At 43.1% G+C, this 16,049-nt stretch carries 11 protein-coding genes; 4 read left to right on the top strand and 7 right to left on the bottom strand.

Translation table 11 applies throughout. The features are described 5' to 3' along the window. Positions 1 to 8: 8 nt before the first annotated feature. The gene (locus BIW53_RS01065) at positions 9 to 2,525 is read left to right on the top strand and encodes an EAL domain-containing protein (protein WP_070989799.1); all 2,517 of its coding nucleotides are present in this window, start codon (positions 9 to 11) and stop codon (positions 2,523 to 2,525) included. Here the strand turns inward: BIW53_RS01065 and BIW53_RS01060 are convergent. Together BIW53_RS01060 and BIW53_RS01055 are read right to left on the bottom strand one after the other, a co-directional pair. Continuing rightward, positions 2,501 to 3,313 (bottom strand): DUF2797 domain-containing protein, encoded by an 813-nt coding sequence (locus tag BIW53_RS01060; RefSeq protein WP_070989797.1) that lies wholly within the window; start codon positions 3,311 to 3,313, stop codon positions 2,501 to 2,503. The two genes, BIW53_RS01065 and BIW53_RS01060, sit on opposite strands and share 25 nt — an antisense overlap. A gap of 118 nt (positions 3,314 to 3,431) precedes the next feature. Continuing rightward, complete coding sequence (locus BIW53_RS01055; protein ID WP_070989943.1) at positions 3,432 to 4,940, bottom strand: S10 family peptidase; 1,509 nt, start codon at positions 4,938 to 4,940, stop codon at positions 3,432 to 3,434. A gap of 345 nt (positions 4,941 to 5,285) precedes the next feature. Between BIW53_RS01055 and BIW53_RS01050 the strand changes: the two genes are divergently transcribed. From BIW53_RS01050 to mrcB, 3 genes are all read left to right on the top strand, one after another. Beyond that, complete coding sequence (locus BIW53_RS01050) at positions 5,286 to 5,624, top strand: P-II family nitrogen regulator (protein ID WP_070983801.1); 339 nt, start codon at positions 5,286 to 5,288, stop codon at positions 5,622 to 5,624. A 10-nt stretch (positions 5,625 to 5,634) separates the two neighbouring features. Then, positions 5,635 to 6,867, top strand: a complete 1,233-nt coding sequence (locus tag BIW53_RS01045; protein WP_070989795.1) for an ammonium transporter — start codon at positions 5,635 to 5,637, stop codon at positions 6,865 to 6,867. Positions 6,868 to 6,983: 116 nt separating this feature from the next. After that, the gene (mrcB, locus tag BIW53_RS01040; RefSeq protein WP_070989793.1) at positions 6,984 to 9,341 is read left to right on the top strand and encodes a penicillin-binding protein 1B; all 2,358 of its coding nucleotides are present in this window, start codon (positions 6,984 to 6,986) and stop codon (positions 9,339 to 9,341) included. Positions 9,342 to 9,347: 6 nt separating this feature from the next. Here mrcB and BIW53_RS01035 read toward each other — a convergent pair whose 3' ends face one another. The 5 genes from BIW53_RS01035 to BIW53_RS01015 form a co-directional block, all read right to left on the bottom strand. Then, positions 9,348 to 11,183: a methyl-accepting chemotaxis protein gene (locus tag BIW53_RS01035; protein ID WP_070989791.1), complete on the bottom strand. Its 1,836-nt coding sequence runs from the start codon at positions 11,181 to 11,183 to the stop codon at positions 9,348 to 9,350. Positions 11,184 to 11,337: 154 nt separating this feature from the next. Then, a complete protein-coding gene (gene hemL, locus BIW53_RS01030; protein ID WP_070989789.1) occupies positions 11,338 to 12,618 on the bottom strand; it encodes a glutamate-1-semialdehyde 2,1-aminomutase in 1,281 nt (426 codons plus the stop codon). A gap of 15 nt (positions 12,619 to 12,633) precedes the next feature. After that, entirely contained in the window at positions 12,634 to 13,650 is a 1,017-nt protein-coding gene (locus BIW53_RS01025; RefSeq protein WP_070989787.1) for an aspartate carbamoyltransferase, read from the bottom strand. Positions 13,651 to 13,758: 108 nt separating this feature from the next. Continuing rightward, positions 13,759 to 14,193, bottom strand: a complete 435-nt coding sequence (locus BIW53_RS01020) for a CopD family protein (RefSeq protein WP_070989786.1) — start codon at positions 14,191 to 14,193, stop codon at positions 13,759 to 13,761. A gap of 10 nt (positions 14,194 to 14,203) precedes the next feature. Beyond that, a complete protein-coding gene (locus BIW53_RS01015) occupies positions 14,204 to 15,886 on the bottom strand; it encodes a chloride channel protein (protein WP_070989784.1) in 1,683 nt (560 codons plus the stop codon). Positions 15,887 to 16,049: the final 163 nt, after the last annotated feature.

The raw sequence follows: 16,049 nt of genomic DNA, 5'->3' as shown, positions 1-16,049 counted from the left end.
TGTGCTTCATGGTCTCTGATAGCCGTCAATTACAAATCAAAGATATTTTTTCTAATCAATTATTGTCATGTGATCATCAAACACCGCTTTGTGAGGCGGTCAAAATGATGCATAAGCGTCGGGTTAGCTCTATTTTTGTCACCGAGCAACAACAGATTGTAGGAATTTGGACGGAGTCAGATTGTGTCAAACTTAACTTTAATGACCCTGACTTTGCTCAAGCTTCTATTGCGTCCTCAATGACTTCACCTGTACATGATATCCAAATTGATAAAACTCTTAGTGAGGCCACGATTAAATTCCATCAGTTGGGAATCCGGCATTTACTGGTAAAAGATCAGCAACAGGTTCCGATTGGTGTGGTCTCTTTGTCTGACATCGTGCGTAATCAAGGGCTTGATCATTACTTGCATTTTCGTCCAATTGAGGATCACTATAATCGTAATGTTGTGATTTTAAAGGCCAGTGATTGTGTATCAAAAGTGATTGAAGTTATGCGTATTAAGCGTATGACTGCGGTCTTGGTCTATAACCATGAGTTGGCAGAGTATGGCATTATCACACAACGTGACATTGCATATATGCTGCTAAACCCCGATTGGCGGATACCCTGTTGGAAGCTTGCTACATATCCTATGTTACAAGTCAGTCCAAAAGACAGCTTATTTGATGCTTATCGGTTGATGACAGCTGAGTCAATTCGCCACTTGGTCGTGAAGGAGCCATGCTCTGGCAAGGTGATAGGCCTGTTGCCATTGAAAAATGTGCTCACTGAAATTGAAACAGCCTACTGTAGCGAGCTTGAAAAGGTATTGGTGCAGCGTGATCTTGCGTTGCAAAAGTCAGAGAAAAATCTGTATTTGGCTAATCGCATTATAGATGCCTCCTTAGATGGCATTATGATCACCCGTGGAGATGGTGAAATTTTACAGATAAACCCAGCGTTCAGTGAGCTCACCGGATATCAAGATTATGAAGTGATAGGCAAGAGCCCCAGTATCTTGAGTTCGGGTATTCATGGTAAAGATTATTATGATCAAATGTGGGGAGAGCTAAGAAAAAACGGTGTGTGGCAAGGGGAGATATGTAACCGTAAGAAAAGCGGCGAAATATACGTTGAATGGTTGACCATCATTGCGATAAACGAGCCTTATAGCGATGAAGTGCTGTATGCCGCGATATTCAGTGATATTACCGAGCGCAAAAATGCAGAGGAGAAGATAGCACGGCTCGCCTATTTTGATGAGTTAACAGCGCTGCCAAATCGGCGCTTATTTTATGATCGTTTGTCCATGGCGTTGGCCTCAGCACACCGAGACAACCATAAACTCGCAGTGATGTTTATCGACCTTGACCGCTTTAAAGAAGTCAATGACAGTTTGGGGCACAGTGCCGGGGATGAACTTTTGGTGCAGGTGAGTGAGCGCATTAAGGGTCTGCTAAATGAGGGGGATACCTTGGCGCGTTTGGGGGGCGATGAATTTGTTGTACTGCTCACTGAAGTGAAGCATATTTCCGATGTGGTAAATTTTGCCAATAAAATACTTGCGCAATTAAGTGTGGCGTTTGAACTCAATGATCTGAGTGTCACCGCTACAGCTTCGCTTGGGGCTGCCGTCTATCCTGAAGATGGTTTAGACAGTGAAACCCTATTAAAACACGCCGATGTTGCTATGTATCGCTCCAAAGAAATTGGCCGAAACTCATTTCAGTTATATAAGGCATCTATGAATGCTCGCTCACTGGAGCGCTTGTCTATGCTCAGTCGTTTTCAATATGCACTTGAACATGATGAATTTGAGCTGTATTTTCAGCCTTTGCAATGCTTAGCCAGTGGCCGAATATCCAGTGTTGAGTGTTTGCTGCGCTGGAATGACCCAAACCTGGGTATGATCTCTCCGGCTCAGTTTATTCCACTTGCTGAAGAGCTGGGACTTATCATCAAACTGGACCAATGGGTGATCAACAAAGCGTGTGAGAGCATGGCGCTGTGGCGTCGTCAAGGCAGTGATATTAGGCGCATTGCAATTAATGTGTCTGCACAGCACTTATGTCAGGGAGATTTGGCTATCACGGTTGCCAACTCTTTGAGCAAACATTGTTTAGATGGTCGTTTTATTGAGTTGGAGCTCACGGAAAGTAGTTTTATCAGCAATTTACACGAGGCGAAAAGTGAGTTACAAAAGCTGAAAAGCTTAGGTGTTTCAATTGCCTTGGACGATTTTGGCACCGGTTATTCTGCGCTGAGTTACTTAACCAAACTGCCTATCGATACTTTAAAAATAGATGCGAGCTTTGTGGCAAAAATTCCTGATGAATATGGCAATAGCGAAATCGTTAGTGCCATTATAGCAATGGCTAAAGCACTTAACCTACAGGTGGTTGCTGAGGGAGTTGAAAAGAGCGAGCAGCGCCAGTTTTTACAAAAACTGGGCTGCAATATTGTTCAGGGTTACCTGTTTTGCAAACCTTTAAGTGCAGACGATTGGCTGCGCTTTTATCATGCTGAGAAGGCGACTTCGTAAGCGGTGAACTTGCGAATATTGATAACGCCAGTATCAAAGATCAGGTACTGGCCTTTTATGCCTTGCAATGTACCTGTCACTTCGGGGGTTTTATCAAAGTTAAAAGAAGTAATTTTGCTTGGGAACTGCTCAACAGGGAAACTCAAATCAACCACATCTTCGTCTAAACGCTCAATTGCAGTGGCGCCAAATAGCTCGGCCAGTTCATCAAGCTTGCTTTGGATTTGAGGCACTAATTCTTGAGCGGCTGCTTTTAAATCCATCTCATCGCTCACACCTTTGAGCATATTTCGCCAATTGGTTTTGTCTGCAATAAATTCAGCTAATGCGATTTCAACAAGACCCGATTGCAACCTTGTTTGTACTTTAAAAAGTGGCAGCGCTTGCGTGGCGCCTTGATCTATCCAACGAGTAGGAATTTGCGTGTGTCTAGTGATACCCACTTTTAGCCCTGAGGTATTGGCCAAGTACACATAGTGAGGGATCATACAATTCTGCTGACCCCATTCAGGCTCTCGACAGGTACCCTTATCAAAGTGGCAAGTTTCAGGTTTCATGATACACATGTCGCAACTAGCCAGCTTTTTCATACAGACAAAACAGTGACCTTGAGAATAACTTTTCTTGGTTTTTTTACCGCAGTTACAGCAGAAAATATTACCCGTGTGGGTCAGCGTGAACTGCTTTCCTATATAGTCATTTAAGTTAACTAACTCATCACCAATGGGAAGGTGGTACTGAATTGGTTGAGTGAGTTGTGCCTTAAGCTTGCTTAAAGTGCCTTGCATCTTTACGCCCCTAAAGATGTTAAAAGGGCGATACTACCAAGCGAACCGACAAGTCACAATGTGTTAGGTGAGTTTATCAAAAACAGGCGGGTAGCTTTTTGCTACCCGCAAAGAGTGATTAGTATTTAGCTGAGCGAGTTTGGCTCTTTAATGACTCAACAATAAATTCGCGTAAATCATCGTTTGAGGCTTTAAGGTCTTCATGTCTAAGGTACATCATGTGTCCTGAGCGATAGCCTTTAAAGCTTAAACGGTCGCGCATCTTGCCGCTTGGGTCTAGTTGCCACATGGTGTACTTGGCATCAAAGTAGTTGGTTGCACCATCATAGTAACCAGCTTGAAATAACACATTAAGATATGGGTTTTCAGCCATGGCTTGGCGTAGTTGTTCGCCTGTGGTGTTGTTGCTGCGATCCCAAGGATGAACATTCGCTAGCATGTTGTATTGCACATCGGTTTTGTAGTTAAGTTCTTCACGAATATAGTGGTTGATTGATGGGGTAAAGGCGTGCAACCAAGCACTCAACTCAGGGAAGTAATCAGGAGAATCACCTGCATCACGTTTGTCGATACCCAAGTAACGAGAATCTAGACGACCTAAGATGTAGCCTTGATCTCGTAGTAACTCTTTCCAAAAAGCATCATCGCTAATATCCAGATTATTTTGTAATACAAACTGTTTAGATAGACCGCTATACAGTGATACACGCTCGGCAATAGCTTGTTTGTCTTGTGCGGAAATAAACGCCCCTTTTGCCAGTGCTGGCAAATATTGATTTAATGTGAACGCTTCTACTTCTGCTAATACCTCAGGTAAGTCTTTTTGTTGTAACTTTGTAGGTAAAACTTTGTGATGCCAAGCAGTTGCAGCAAAGTAAGGTAAACGATTTGCCGCCTTCACAGGGCCGTCACGGTTAATACCAATATCAGTAGGAGAAACTAAAACAACCCCATTTAAGAACCACCAATGTGCTGACTGTAATTCTTTGGCAAGACCAGATACGCGTGTTGTACCATAGCTTTCACCAATCAAAAACTTTGGCGATAGTGAGCGATTGTTGCGAGTGACGAAGGTGTTGATCCAGCTAGCAAGATATTTAATGTCTGCGTTAACGCCAAAGAACTGTTTTTGCTGTTCTTCTTTACTTGGCATTTTGCCTTCTTTGTCAGGTAATACGCGAGAATACCCCGTGTTGACAGGGTTAACAAAGACAATATCAGCAACATCGAGTACCGAATATGGATTGTCTTTCATGCCATAGGGTTGAACTGGATATCCTTCGTCATCAATTTTTAAAACACGAGGACCTGTGTAGGCAATATGCATCCACACGGAGGCTGAGCCTGGTCCGCCATTGAATGAAATAAGCAGTGGGCGTTTACTTAAATCGTCTACTTTGTCTTTTGTGTAGTAGTTGTAATATAAGGTTGCAACAGCTTCACCTTGCTCATCCCAAACAGGCTGTGTGCCAGAAGCGACGCTGTAGTTAATACGCTCACCGTTAATGGTGGTTTTATGGTTTGTGATGACTTTACTATCAATATCAATTTTGCGTTGATGCTCAACTGCGTTACTACCAAAGCTTAAAACTAAGGTGCACACAACCAGCAGTTTGGTTAAGTTCATTTTTTTCCCCGGACGATAAGTTTTTAACATTTAAATTGCTTTTATTTCAATTTTCAAAGGGTATGAGTCGAACGCCCCTAATAGCGGGACGGTTGGTAAGCTCAGACCGCGACCCAATGCTCATTATGCACGCTCTACAGATAGCAGGCGAGCTCTAGCAGCTATATCTTAACATCTGCACCAGTAATGAGCATGGTGTGCAATATTGCACCTGGTTGGTGCGAAATTATACTAAAAAGCATCAGTGCAATCACCTAATTATTTGAAATTAATAGGTTTAACTTTATGGCACGAAGGTTGGATTAACTTTGCAAACAGGATAAACCTGTCCTAAGGGGACCAACAATGAAAATGATAAGTGCAATAATAAAACCATTTAAATTGGATGAAGTTCGTGAAGCGCTGGCTGATTTAGGCGTAGAGGGGATGACCGTTGTTGATGTAAAGGGCTTTGGCCGTCAACGAGGCCATACAGAACTGTATCGTGGCGCTGAATATCAAGTCGATTTTATTCCAAAAATAAAGCTAGAGATAGCAACTCGTAGTGAAAATACACAGCGTGTTGTAGATACGCTGACTAAAGCTGCCAGCACCGGAAAAATTGGTGACGGTAAAATATTTGTATATGACTTAGACCAAATCGTGCGGATCCGTACCGGCGAATTAGACGAAGACGCGATTTAAGGGGCCGAAGATGGAAAACGCAATTATAGAACTAAAATTCTCTTTGAATACATTTTACTTTTTAATTTCAGGTGTGCTGGTGATGTGGATGGCTGCAGGTTTTGCCATGCTAGAGGCAGGACTCGTTCGCTCAAAAAATACCACTGAGATACTGACCAAGAATATTACGCTTTATGCCATAGCTTGTACCATGTTTTTACTAGTGGGTTACAACATTATGTATGTTGGTAATACAGAAGGCGGGATAGTTCCAAGCTTCGGTGCGTTGATAGGTGAAGCGTCAACCGATGCAGATCACGCTCTTGAGTCTGACTTTTTCTTCCAAGTAGTCTTTGTTGCCACAGCAATGTCGATTGTTTCAGGGGCTGTTGCTGAGCGCATGAAATTATGGGCGTTTTTAGCATTTACCGTGGTATTAACTGGTTTCATTTATCCAATTGAAGGGTACTGGACATGGGGCGGAGGCTTCTTATCTAAGCTTGGCTTTGTAGATTTTGCTGGATCAGCAATTGTGCATGGCGCCGGTGCTGCAGCTGCTTTGGCGGGCGTGTTGCTACTGGGGGCGCGTAAAGGTAAATACGGTAAAAATGGAGAAATCTACCCAATTCCAGGCTCTAACATGCCGTTGGCAACATTAGGCACTTTCATTCTTTGGATGGGGTGGTTTGGTTTTAATGGGGGGTCGCAATTGTTCTTGGCTGACAAAGCGAATGCAGTTGCAGTTAGTCAAATATTACTCAATACCAATGCTGCTGCTGCAACGGGTGCAATTGCTGCTTTATTAGTGTGTAAAGCATTATGGGGTAAAGCTGATTTAACCATGGTACTCAATGGTGCACTGGCAGGTCTTGTGGTGATCACAGCAGAGCCTGCGTCTCCTACACCATTATTGGCTTGTCTACTAGGTGCCCTAGGTGGTTCATTGGTTGTGTTTAGTATCGTATTTTTAGATAAAGCGAAAATAGATGATCCTGTGGGGGCGATTTCTGTACACGGAACATGTGGCATGTTAGGTGTAATGCTAGTGCCATTATCAAACGGTGATGCAACTTTTGTGAATCAGTTTATCGGTTTGGTCTGTATTCTTGGCTTTGTATTTATTGTGTCTTACTTAGTGTGGGCGCTGTTGAAAAATACCATGGGGATCCGTGTTGGTGAGGAAGAAGAAATTAACGGTATGGACCAGCACGATTGTGGTATCGACGCATACCCTGAGTTTGTATCTGTGCGCGGTAATAGCTAATTTCAATATCTATCACGTCGAACGGGCCCATTGTGGCCCGTTCTCTCTTTCAGGCTTGGTTAATCTAAGGTACTCTATGCTCTGGCATATTTGATTTTGAAGTTTATATAAGTGGTATGGTAGATAAAAATAATAACAACACAGCGAAAACAAGCAAAAAAACCACACGTACCACAGCTAATAAATCCTCACGCGCAAAAAATAGCAAACGTAAAGCTAAGCAAACGCAGCCAAGCTCCTCATTGAGCCGCTTTAAACAACGTACGCTAAAAGCCTGCTGGCGTTTCTTGTGGAAAGGCACTTTGGCCATATTGGTTTTAGTTAGTTTTTATATTATTTATCTGGATTCAAAAATTACTCGGCAGTTTGAGGGTAGTAAATGGCAATTGCCTGTTCAGGTGTATGCTCGTGCCATGAATTTTTATCCAGAACAGTTTTTGTCTGAACAAGAAGTGATTTGGGAGCTAAAACGTCTCAACTACTCACACGTAAACCAACTTAGTCGTACAGGTCAGTACATTGTGCAAGGACGTACCATAAAAATCTATCGTCGATCATTTGAGTTTTATAACGGCATCGAAGACGGTCAGATCTTTACCCTTAACTTTGCTGGAAAACGCCTTGCAAGTATTGTAGATAAAGATGGACGACGCATTGAACAGGCTCGTTTGGAGCCTGTGCAAATAGCTCGAATAGGCAATGAATCAAAACAAGACCGGGAATTCCTACCTCTTGAAAAATTCCCAAACATTCTTAAGCAAGCTTTGCTGGTGGTTGAAGATCGAGAATTCTACGATCACCATGGCGTATCCGCATGGTCAATTTTACGGGCATTGTATACCAACCTAAAAGCTGGGCGCACGGTGCAAGGCGGAAGTACGCTGACACAGCAATTGGCGAAAAATTTTTACTTAAGCCGTGAGCGCTCGCTAATTCGAAAAGTGAATGAAGCTTTTATTGCTTTGATATTGGATTATCGATATAGCAAAGATGAGATTTTAGAAGCTTATCTTAACGAAGTATTTATGGGTCAGGCTTATAATCAAGGGGTTCATGGTATGGGACTGGCGGCGGAGTTTTATTTTGCAAAGCCAGTAGATGAATTGGAATTTGACCAAATAGCTATGTTGGTAGCCATTGTCAAAGGGCCTTCGTATTATAACCCTAGACGCTACCCTGAGCGTGTTCGAGAGCGCCGTGACCTAGTGTTACGCCTGCTTGCTGAACAAGGTTATATTTCACCCAATGAACTGCGTCAGGCTTTGGTACGTCCAATAAAAATTCAACCTTTGGACAAGAGCCGCCAGCAGAGCTATCCGGGTTATTTAGAGTTGGTAGACAGGGAGCTTAAGAGCTTGCTAACCAACCAAGAAATAATCAATGCGGGCGTGCGTATCTTCACTTATTTTGATCTGCAAAAACAAACCGCTATGGAAAATGCAGTGGAGCAGGGGCTACCATATCTTGAAAGGCGGTTTGACACTACGAAGCTAGAAACGGCCATGATCTCGGTCAACGTTGAAAAAGGCGGCGTTTCAGCGCTTGTCGCGGGAAGAGATATGCGCTTTAGTGGCTTTAATCGTGTTTTGGATACCAAGCGTAACATTGGCTCTTTAGTGAAACCTGCGGTTTATTTAACGGCATTGGAGCAGGAAAAGTACAATTTGGGAACGCTAGTGGAAGATGGGCCACTACAAGTAACCGATGAGTCAGGTGATGTGTGGCGTCCGGAAAACTTTGACCATAAATACCGTGGCACATTACCTTTATATCAAGCATTTAGTAATAGTATTAATATTCCAGCAGTTAACTTGGGGCTTGATTTAGGCGTGCATAATGTTGCGAGCACAATACAAAAACTAGGGGTGACAGAGCGGATTAATCAATATCCATCTTTATTGCTTGGTGCGCTAGAGCTTTCCAGTTATGACGTAGCACAAATGTACGCTACATTGGCAGCCAACGGGCAGTATCGTCAGTTAACGACAATTTCAGCCATGACTAACGCCACAGGTAAAGTTTTATACGAACATGATGTCATCAGTCGCGAGCGTTTTACACCAGAGGCAAGCTACATGGCCAAATTTGGCCTTAAGAAAGTGACCAAAGAGGGGACTGCAAAACGTCTTAATCAGCATTTCCCTTCGATCCAGTTGGCGGGTAAAACGGGTACAAGTAATGATTTGCGTGATAGTTGGTTTGCAGGATTTGACCATAATACAGTAACCGTTACTTGGATTGGCCGTGATGATAATAAGTCTACTGGATTAACAGGTGGAAACGGTGCGCTGGAATTATATATTCGCTATTTAAAACCACTTAACCCCCAAGCAATTGCCGATAATCGCCCAACGGGAATACGCTGGGCGTTTGTTAATACCATAACGGGTAAGCAGGCACCACCTGGATGTGGTAAGGTTGTTCAACTACCGATACGTGCTAGTGAGTTTGAACCTAGGCCACATTGCGAATAGTTATAACTAGGTTTTAAATTGACTCATGGCTGACTGTAAATGTTGAGCCATGGTCGCCAGCTTTCTAGCATCATCCTCGGTGGCAACGGCTGAACTAAGCGTATGTTCTGCTAGGTTATTGATCTCACTTGCATCATTGAGAGCTTGCTGAGTGGCCTGACTTTGTTGTTGAACAAGTTGAGCAATATGGGCTCCTTGTTCATCAATATTCACCATACTTTGCTGCGCTAACAGTAAGACTTGATTGGTTTGCTCTGCAGCACTGACACCTTGTTCCATTTTTTCAACGCTACTACGCATTTTTGTTTGTGTGTCGTTAGAAGCATTTTGTAGCGAACTAATAATGCTGTGGATCTCTTCTGTTTGTTGTTGAGTACGCTTGGCCAGTGTGCGGACTTCGTCAGCGACCACGGCGAATCCTCGCCCTTGTTCTCCTGCTCTAGCAGCTTCAATGGCTGCATTGAGTGCTAATAGGTTGGTTTGCTCTGCAATTTCACTAATAGCAGCGCTTACTTTACTGATGTTTTGACTGTCTTGTGCCAGTTTATCCAAAGCGACTCGGCTTTCTTCAAACTCCTGTTGCAGTAACGCCATATGCTCAGCCAGTTGGGTGGTATTATGCGAACCCTGCTTAACCTGCTGTGCAGCAGTACTGGCAAGCTCTGTGGCATGTTGTGCGGAGTGCTCTACTGAGTCTGCTACTTGTGTCATTTCACTGAGCGCACCATGAATGGTACTGATTTTAATTTGTTGTTGACCGACATCACCACGTGTATCTTGGCTTATCTGGCTGAGTTTTTTTGTTGCGCTATCAAGGCTCACACTGGTGCTGTTTACTTCTTTGAGCAGAGCAATAAATGCTGAGATCACTTTATTGTATTGTTCAACGATGATAGACATTTCATCGTTACCAAATGCGGTTGCCTTAGCGCTCAAGTCGCCTTGAGCTGCACGCCCTGCTGAGATGGAAAATGCAGAAATACTATCGACCACCGCAAAATAAAAACCAAACATGAGATATATTGCAAGTAGCAAGCTGATCACGGCCGCGGTATCGACGCTATTTCTTATCAAACTTTGCTGCGTTATTTTCTTCTGCAACAACTGTTTAAGCATGGGGGTGGCTGTGGCGATAAAATGACTGACGTCATTTATCACATTGTCATGAATTCTTTTAAATTGCGCACTGGATAATTGCAACTCATCAGGGTCTAAGAGATCTTTTTTGATGCTATTTTGATAATTGTTCAAACTGGATTGGAGTTGCTCAAGATGCGGCTGTAACTGTGGCTTTATGTCGTTGTTTGCTGCCATTGCAACATGTAGTTTACTGCTTAGTTGTACAAAAAACTCTGGCAATGCTTTGTTTAAATTGGACAACGCAATAAAACTGTCAGGGTTAAATTGTCCTTCGCTTATCACAGTATTAGCCTGTTCTGAGAGTTTGTTTACGTGTTCAAGTAATTTTGGGGTGGACTCAACTAAAGCTCGATTTATGTAAGAACGGGCTAAATCATCATCAATTGCCAGCAGTGATTGAATAGAGACTTGTTCAATCACTGAGTTTTTAGTGTCAATGTTATAGCCTGCTTGTTTGGCTAATGACAAATTAGTCGCTTCTTGCATGTTCATTGTGTTGTCGAGCAAAGCAGGGTAGAGGTTCAAACCGGCTTGTTGTCCAATACTGATATTGATTGACTGGGACAACATACTGGTTAGGAAAAACAAACTTAGGCTCAAAGGTACCAGTAAAATACCAAACACTAAGCCAATTTTTGTTTTGTACTTTAGGCTCGCCATGAGTTTTATTGCTGGAGCGCAGAATGATCTTATGCCTTTCATGGGGTTCTCGTTAGATTACACTTAGAGTGATAAAGACCTGTTAAAAGCTAATGTTAGTTCAATTTAGTTGAGTTTGTGCAAGGAGGGGGGAAACAGGGTGAAATGTTTTAGCTACGGCCAGCGGTTTGCTCGCTGGCCGTAAAGAGACACTAATTTATAGTTTTGCAAAAGCGCGCTTTGCAGCGGCTATCGTGTCATCAATATCTTGTTGTGTATGCATGGTACTTACAAAGCCAGCTTCAAACGCTGAAGGTGCTAGGTAAACACCTTCTTCAAGCATTAAGTGGAAGAAACGCTTGAAACGCTCCAAATCACATTCAGTTGCTTGTTGATAGCTACTTACGCTACTTGCTTGAGTGAAGAAAAAGCCAAACATACCACCTGCATAATTGGTTGTGAGTGCAATTGCGGCATCGTCAGCGGCTTGTTGGAACCCTTCACAAAGTGCTTTACTCTTAGCTTCAAGTTGCTCGTGTAAGCCTGGCTCACAAAGTAGTTCCAACGCTTTAAGTCCTGCGGCCATAGCGATTGGGTTACCAGAAAGTGTACCAGCTTGATATACCGGACCAACAGGTGCGATAAAGTCCATAATCTCTTGTTTACCGCCGAATGCACCTACTGGCATACCACCACCGATGACTTTACCTAGGCAAGTAAGATCAGGTGTAATGTTGTAGTATTGCTGTGCGCCACCTAAAGCAACACGGAAGCCAGTCATAACTTCATCAAAGATAAGCACAGCACCATGCTCATCGCATACTGAGCGTAAACCTTCTAGAAATCCTGGGTTTGGTGGGATGCAGTTCATGTTACCAGCCACAGGCTCCACGATAATACAAGCGATTTCATCTTTATACTGTGCAAAGATTGCTTTTACTTCATCCAAATTATTGAACGATACAGTGAGTGTATGTTTTGCAAAGTCAGCAGGGATCCCAGGAGAGTTTGGTACACCCATAGTTAGGGCGCCTGAGCCTGCTTTTACTAGTAAAGAGTCGGCATGACCGTGGTAGCATCCTTCAAACTTTAGGATCTTATCGCGACCGGTGTAACCACGCGCTAGACGGATTGCACTCATAGTCGCTTCGGTACCTGAACTAACCATACGCACTTTTTCGATAGACGGAACCAGTTCTTTGACTTTTTCCGCCATCAAAATTTCAGTTTCGGTTGGTGCGCCATAGCTTAGGCCATGTTCAACTGCCACAAGAACGGCCTGTTTTATTTGTGGGTGGTTGTGACCTAAAATCATTGGTCCCCAAGACCCGACATAATCTATGTATTTGTTATTGTCAGCATCATAGGTATATGGCCCTTCTGCATTGGTAATGAACAGCGGTGTGCCACCAACGCCATTAAATGCACGAACAGGAGAGTTTACGCCACCGGGAATTGATGCTTGGGCGCGAGTGAATAGATCTTGGCTAATCGTCATTGTTATTCCTATTAGTTAACTGTTTCGTTTGCGGCTAAACCAAGGTACGTCAGCTTCATACTTTTCAACCTGATTTTCGACCCCTAGGGTCAATGCAAACAGAGCCATACGAATAAGTACGCCGTTTTGTACTTGGCGGAAAATGGCTAGGTTATCATTACTATTTAGATCGTTATCCAGTTCGTTAGCATCTAGGCGACTATCGCGTGGCAAAGGGTGCATTAATACAGAACTGGGTTTACAGTGAGCGTTATAAATAGCCTGGCTAATTCTAAAGCCACCGCGATATTTGTTGGCTTCTTCTTGCGAAGGAAAGCGCTCTTCTTGAATACGTGTTTGATATACGATGTCGGCTGCTAGGTTGCCTTCCATTTGAGAGACTAACTCAATTTTATGACCTGCATTACTTACGCTGTCCAAAATGTAGTCAGGCATTTGTAAACCGTCGGGCGCTACCATAGTGAAGCGGATATCTTTGTAATGACAAAGTAACTTCGAGAGCGAGTGCACGGTACGACCATACTTAAGATCTCCTACCAAAGCGATGTGCATGCCATCAATACTGTTGTCAAAACGGCTCAGTTCACGCTCGATTGTTAATAGATCCAGCAAGGCTTGAGTTGGGTGCTCATTAGGGCCGTCGCCGCCATTGATAACTGGTACATCTGAACCTGTGGCGAATTCGCTAACTGAGCCTGCATCAGGGTGACGCATGGCAACGGCGTCTGCGTACGCCGAAATTACTCGTGCTGTATCATATAGGGATTCACCTTTTGCCAATGCTGAGCTTTGCATTCCAGTGGTTTCACGTACAATTCCACCTAATAAGTTAAATGCAGTACCAAAACTTACGCGCGTGCGCGTGCTTGGCTCAAAGAACAAATTAGCCAAAATGGCTCCTTCGAGTACGCGAGTTCGCTTATGCTTTTTCGCGTAAGGTTCCATTTTTTTGGCAACAGTAAAGATATGCTCTATAGCTTCTCTGTCTAACTGGTTGACAGAAAGAATATTTTCACCTTGGAAACTTAACATGGGGCGGTTCCTAATCACACATAAACAATGGGTTGAATGTCACATACAACCCAACCGTGATAACGCGCACATAACATCGCGGTTATTTGGCGCGCTATCATAGCATAGTTATAGATTAGGTTTGAGTATTGCGAGCAGAACAATTGCTAATAAAAGTAGGACTGGAAACTCATTAAAGTAACGATAGAAACGATCACTTCTTTGGTTTCTATCATGTTTAAAATCGCTCAGTAGCTTAAAACAATAACCGTGATAAATATAAAGAATGATCACAAGTACCAGCTTGTAGTGCAGCCACATGCTGTGGCGAAACCAATCACGGCCATATTCAACAATAGTAAGTACGCCAAACACTAAGGTGAACAGAGCAAATGGCGTCACAAAATATAACAAGCGGCGTTCCATGATCTTTAACATGGCACTACAGGATTTCTCCTCGGTCATAGCATGGTATACAAACAGGCGGGGAACATAAAAAATACCTGCAAACCAGGCAATCATAAAAAATATATGCAGAGCTTTATAAATAAGTAATGCGCTCATAACGTCCTCGTTAAAGTAAGCTGTTACGAATAGTGAGAATATGGCGAATTTGGTCCCAACGCAGCAGTCCCATAATTTGTTTGTTGTCTTTTTGGCTGTAAATGTATACGGCGCCACTGCGTTTATCTTTTAAGATATCAAAAGCATCAGACAAAGTAGCTTGGCTACTGAGCCCTTGTAATGGAATATATGAAATACTCATGCTTTGGTCACTCATCAAGCTGAGATCATATTCTGCCAGACGGTAGCCATTTTGTTCATCAAAAACGATAAGCGGCGTTTGGCTATTAACCGCTGATAAGGTGTCTTTAATCTGCTCTTTATCATCGGAATAAAGCAGTTTAAAGTTTTCATCCATTTCTTCCATGATCCCGACTTTTTGCAGCGCTTCACTGGCAGGAGATACCTGATAGGGTAACCCTTGAAAGTCGAGCTGCTGCAAAAAGATAGAGCGATTTCCAAATACTTGTAGTGCAGTGATGTATGCTGCAGAGATCACGAGCATCGCTGGCACAATGATTTTTGGGTTGGAGGTTAATTCCATTACAGCAGTTAGTGCAGCCAGCGGTGCATGTAAAGTTGCTGCTAATAACCCAGCCATACCTAAAACACCATATGTACCACTTACATCGACTCCAGGAGAGATGTATTGTGCAAAAAAAGACATTAATGTTCCCATTATAACCCCTAACCCAATAACTGGGCCTATCAGACCTCCAGGGATCCCAAGTCCAATAGCAAATAAAGTGGCGAGTAGTTTGGCAATTAATACTGTAGTCAAAAGCTGCATATTGTCTGGAGCTTCAACAGCTAAACGTATCGCACTCATGCCTGAGCCCATAGCTTCTGGGACAAGATAGCCAATGAACCCAGCGATAAGACCCGCTAACATCAGTCGGGGAAACATGCTGACAGGGTTGAAAGTTTTGATTATGAGCATCAAATTTTGATTAAAACTAAAAGCAATAGCACCGAGGACTACACCGCACAGGATAAGGTATGGGTAATGCCAAAAGCTTAAGGTATTAATACTGATTAGTGCAAGTTCACTGTCATTACCGAAAACAAATTGCGTGGCCAGAGCCCCAGTGACTGCAGCCAACATAATCGGTACGAAAATGTGGACTTTATATTCACGTAAAACCACTTCCATGACAAAAATAACAGCGGCGAGTGGAGTATTAAAGGAAGCTGCAATACCAGCAGCAACACCACATCCGGCAAGTGTTCTGGCTGAATTGAGAGGTAAGTGAAGACGCTCAGCTAAAATGCTTGCGCCAGTTGCACCCATGTGAACCGAAGGGCCTTCTCGGCCAACAGAAAAACCGCAGATCAACGCAACGGCACCACCAAAAAACTGATTTGCTGTATTCCAAATAGGCATTTGTCCGTAGTGGTGCTTTATTCTATGGATAACAAAAGGAATGCCTAAGCGGTAATGTTTGAAACCTGTTAAATCTGCAAATACAGCGATCATTAATGCAGCAACAACAGGGAGAATAACACGCTGATGTTCTGCAAGCGTTGAAAAATCTTCAGACGTCTCTAAAAATAACCCTTGTACGCTAGCAATGGTCAAACGAAAAAGAATGATCAGGATAGCCGCCAGCAACCCGGCAGCGACACCAAGTAAGCATAACTGTACAGAAGTTTTAGGTTTAGCAAGACGACGCCTGAGAGTATCCAGCGACATGTTCGAATTCCAAGTCATAATAAGGACTTAAGTCTAACAAAAAAATGTCATATCGTCCTTGTTCATCACATATAAAGTTCTATGCTTTAGTGCACTCCCACTACTTCTTTAAAGAAATAACTATACTTGATTAAAATACTCGGGTATTAGATAATCGCCCCAT

The organism is Pseudoalteromonas byunsanensis, from assembly GCF_001854475.1.
GTDB classification, from domain to species: Bacteria; Pseudomonadota; Gammaproteobacteria; order Enterobacterales; family Alteromonadaceae; genus Pseudoalteromonas; species Pseudoalteromonas byunsanensis.
Note: the sequence above shows the minus strand (reverse complement) of the source record. Positions and strands in the feature narration are given on the sequence as shown.

Coding starts and splice junctions, on each gene's coding strand:
- BIW53_RS01065 (WP_070989799.1), top strand. CDS start 9: ATGGTCTCTGATAGCCGTCAATTACAAATCAAAGATATTTTTTCTAAT.
- BIW53_RS01060 (WP_070989797.1), bottom strand. CDS start 3,313: ATGCAAGGCACTTTAAGCAAGCTTAAGGCACAACTCACTCAACCAATT.
- BIW53_RS01055 (WP_070989943.1), bottom strand. CDS start 4,940: ATGAACTTAACCAAACTGCTGGTTGTGTGCACCTTAGTTTTAAGCTTT.
- BIW53_RS01050 (WP_070983801.1), top strand. CDS start 5,286: ATGAAAATGATAAGTGCAATAATAAAACCATTTAAATTGGATGAAGTT.
- BIW53_RS01045 (WP_070989795.1), top strand. CDS start 5,635: ATGGAAAACGCAATTATAGAACTAAAATTCTCTTTGAATACATTTTAC.
- mrcB (WP_070989793.1), top strand. CDS start 6,984: ATGGTAGATAAAAATAATAACAACACAGCGAAAACAAGCAAAAAAACC.
- BIW53_RS01035 (WP_070989791.1), bottom strand. CDS start 11,183: ATGAAAGGCATAAGATCATTCTGCGCTCCAGCAATAAAACTCATGGCG.
- hemL (WP_070989789.1), bottom strand. CDS start 12,618: ATGACGATTAGCCAAGATCTATTCACTCGCGCCCAAGCATCAATTCCC.
- BIW53_RS01025 (WP_070989787.1), bottom strand. CDS start 13,650: ATGTTAAGTTTCCAAGGTGAAAATATTCTTTCTGTCAACCAGTTAGAC.
- BIW53_RS01020 (WP_070989786.1), bottom strand. CDS start 14,193: ATGAGCGCATTACTTATTTATAAAGCTCTGCATATATTTTTTATGATT.
- BIW53_RS01015 (WP_070989784.1), bottom strand. CDS start 15,886: ATGTCGCTGGATACTCTCAGGCGTCGTCTTGCTAAACCTAAAACTTCT.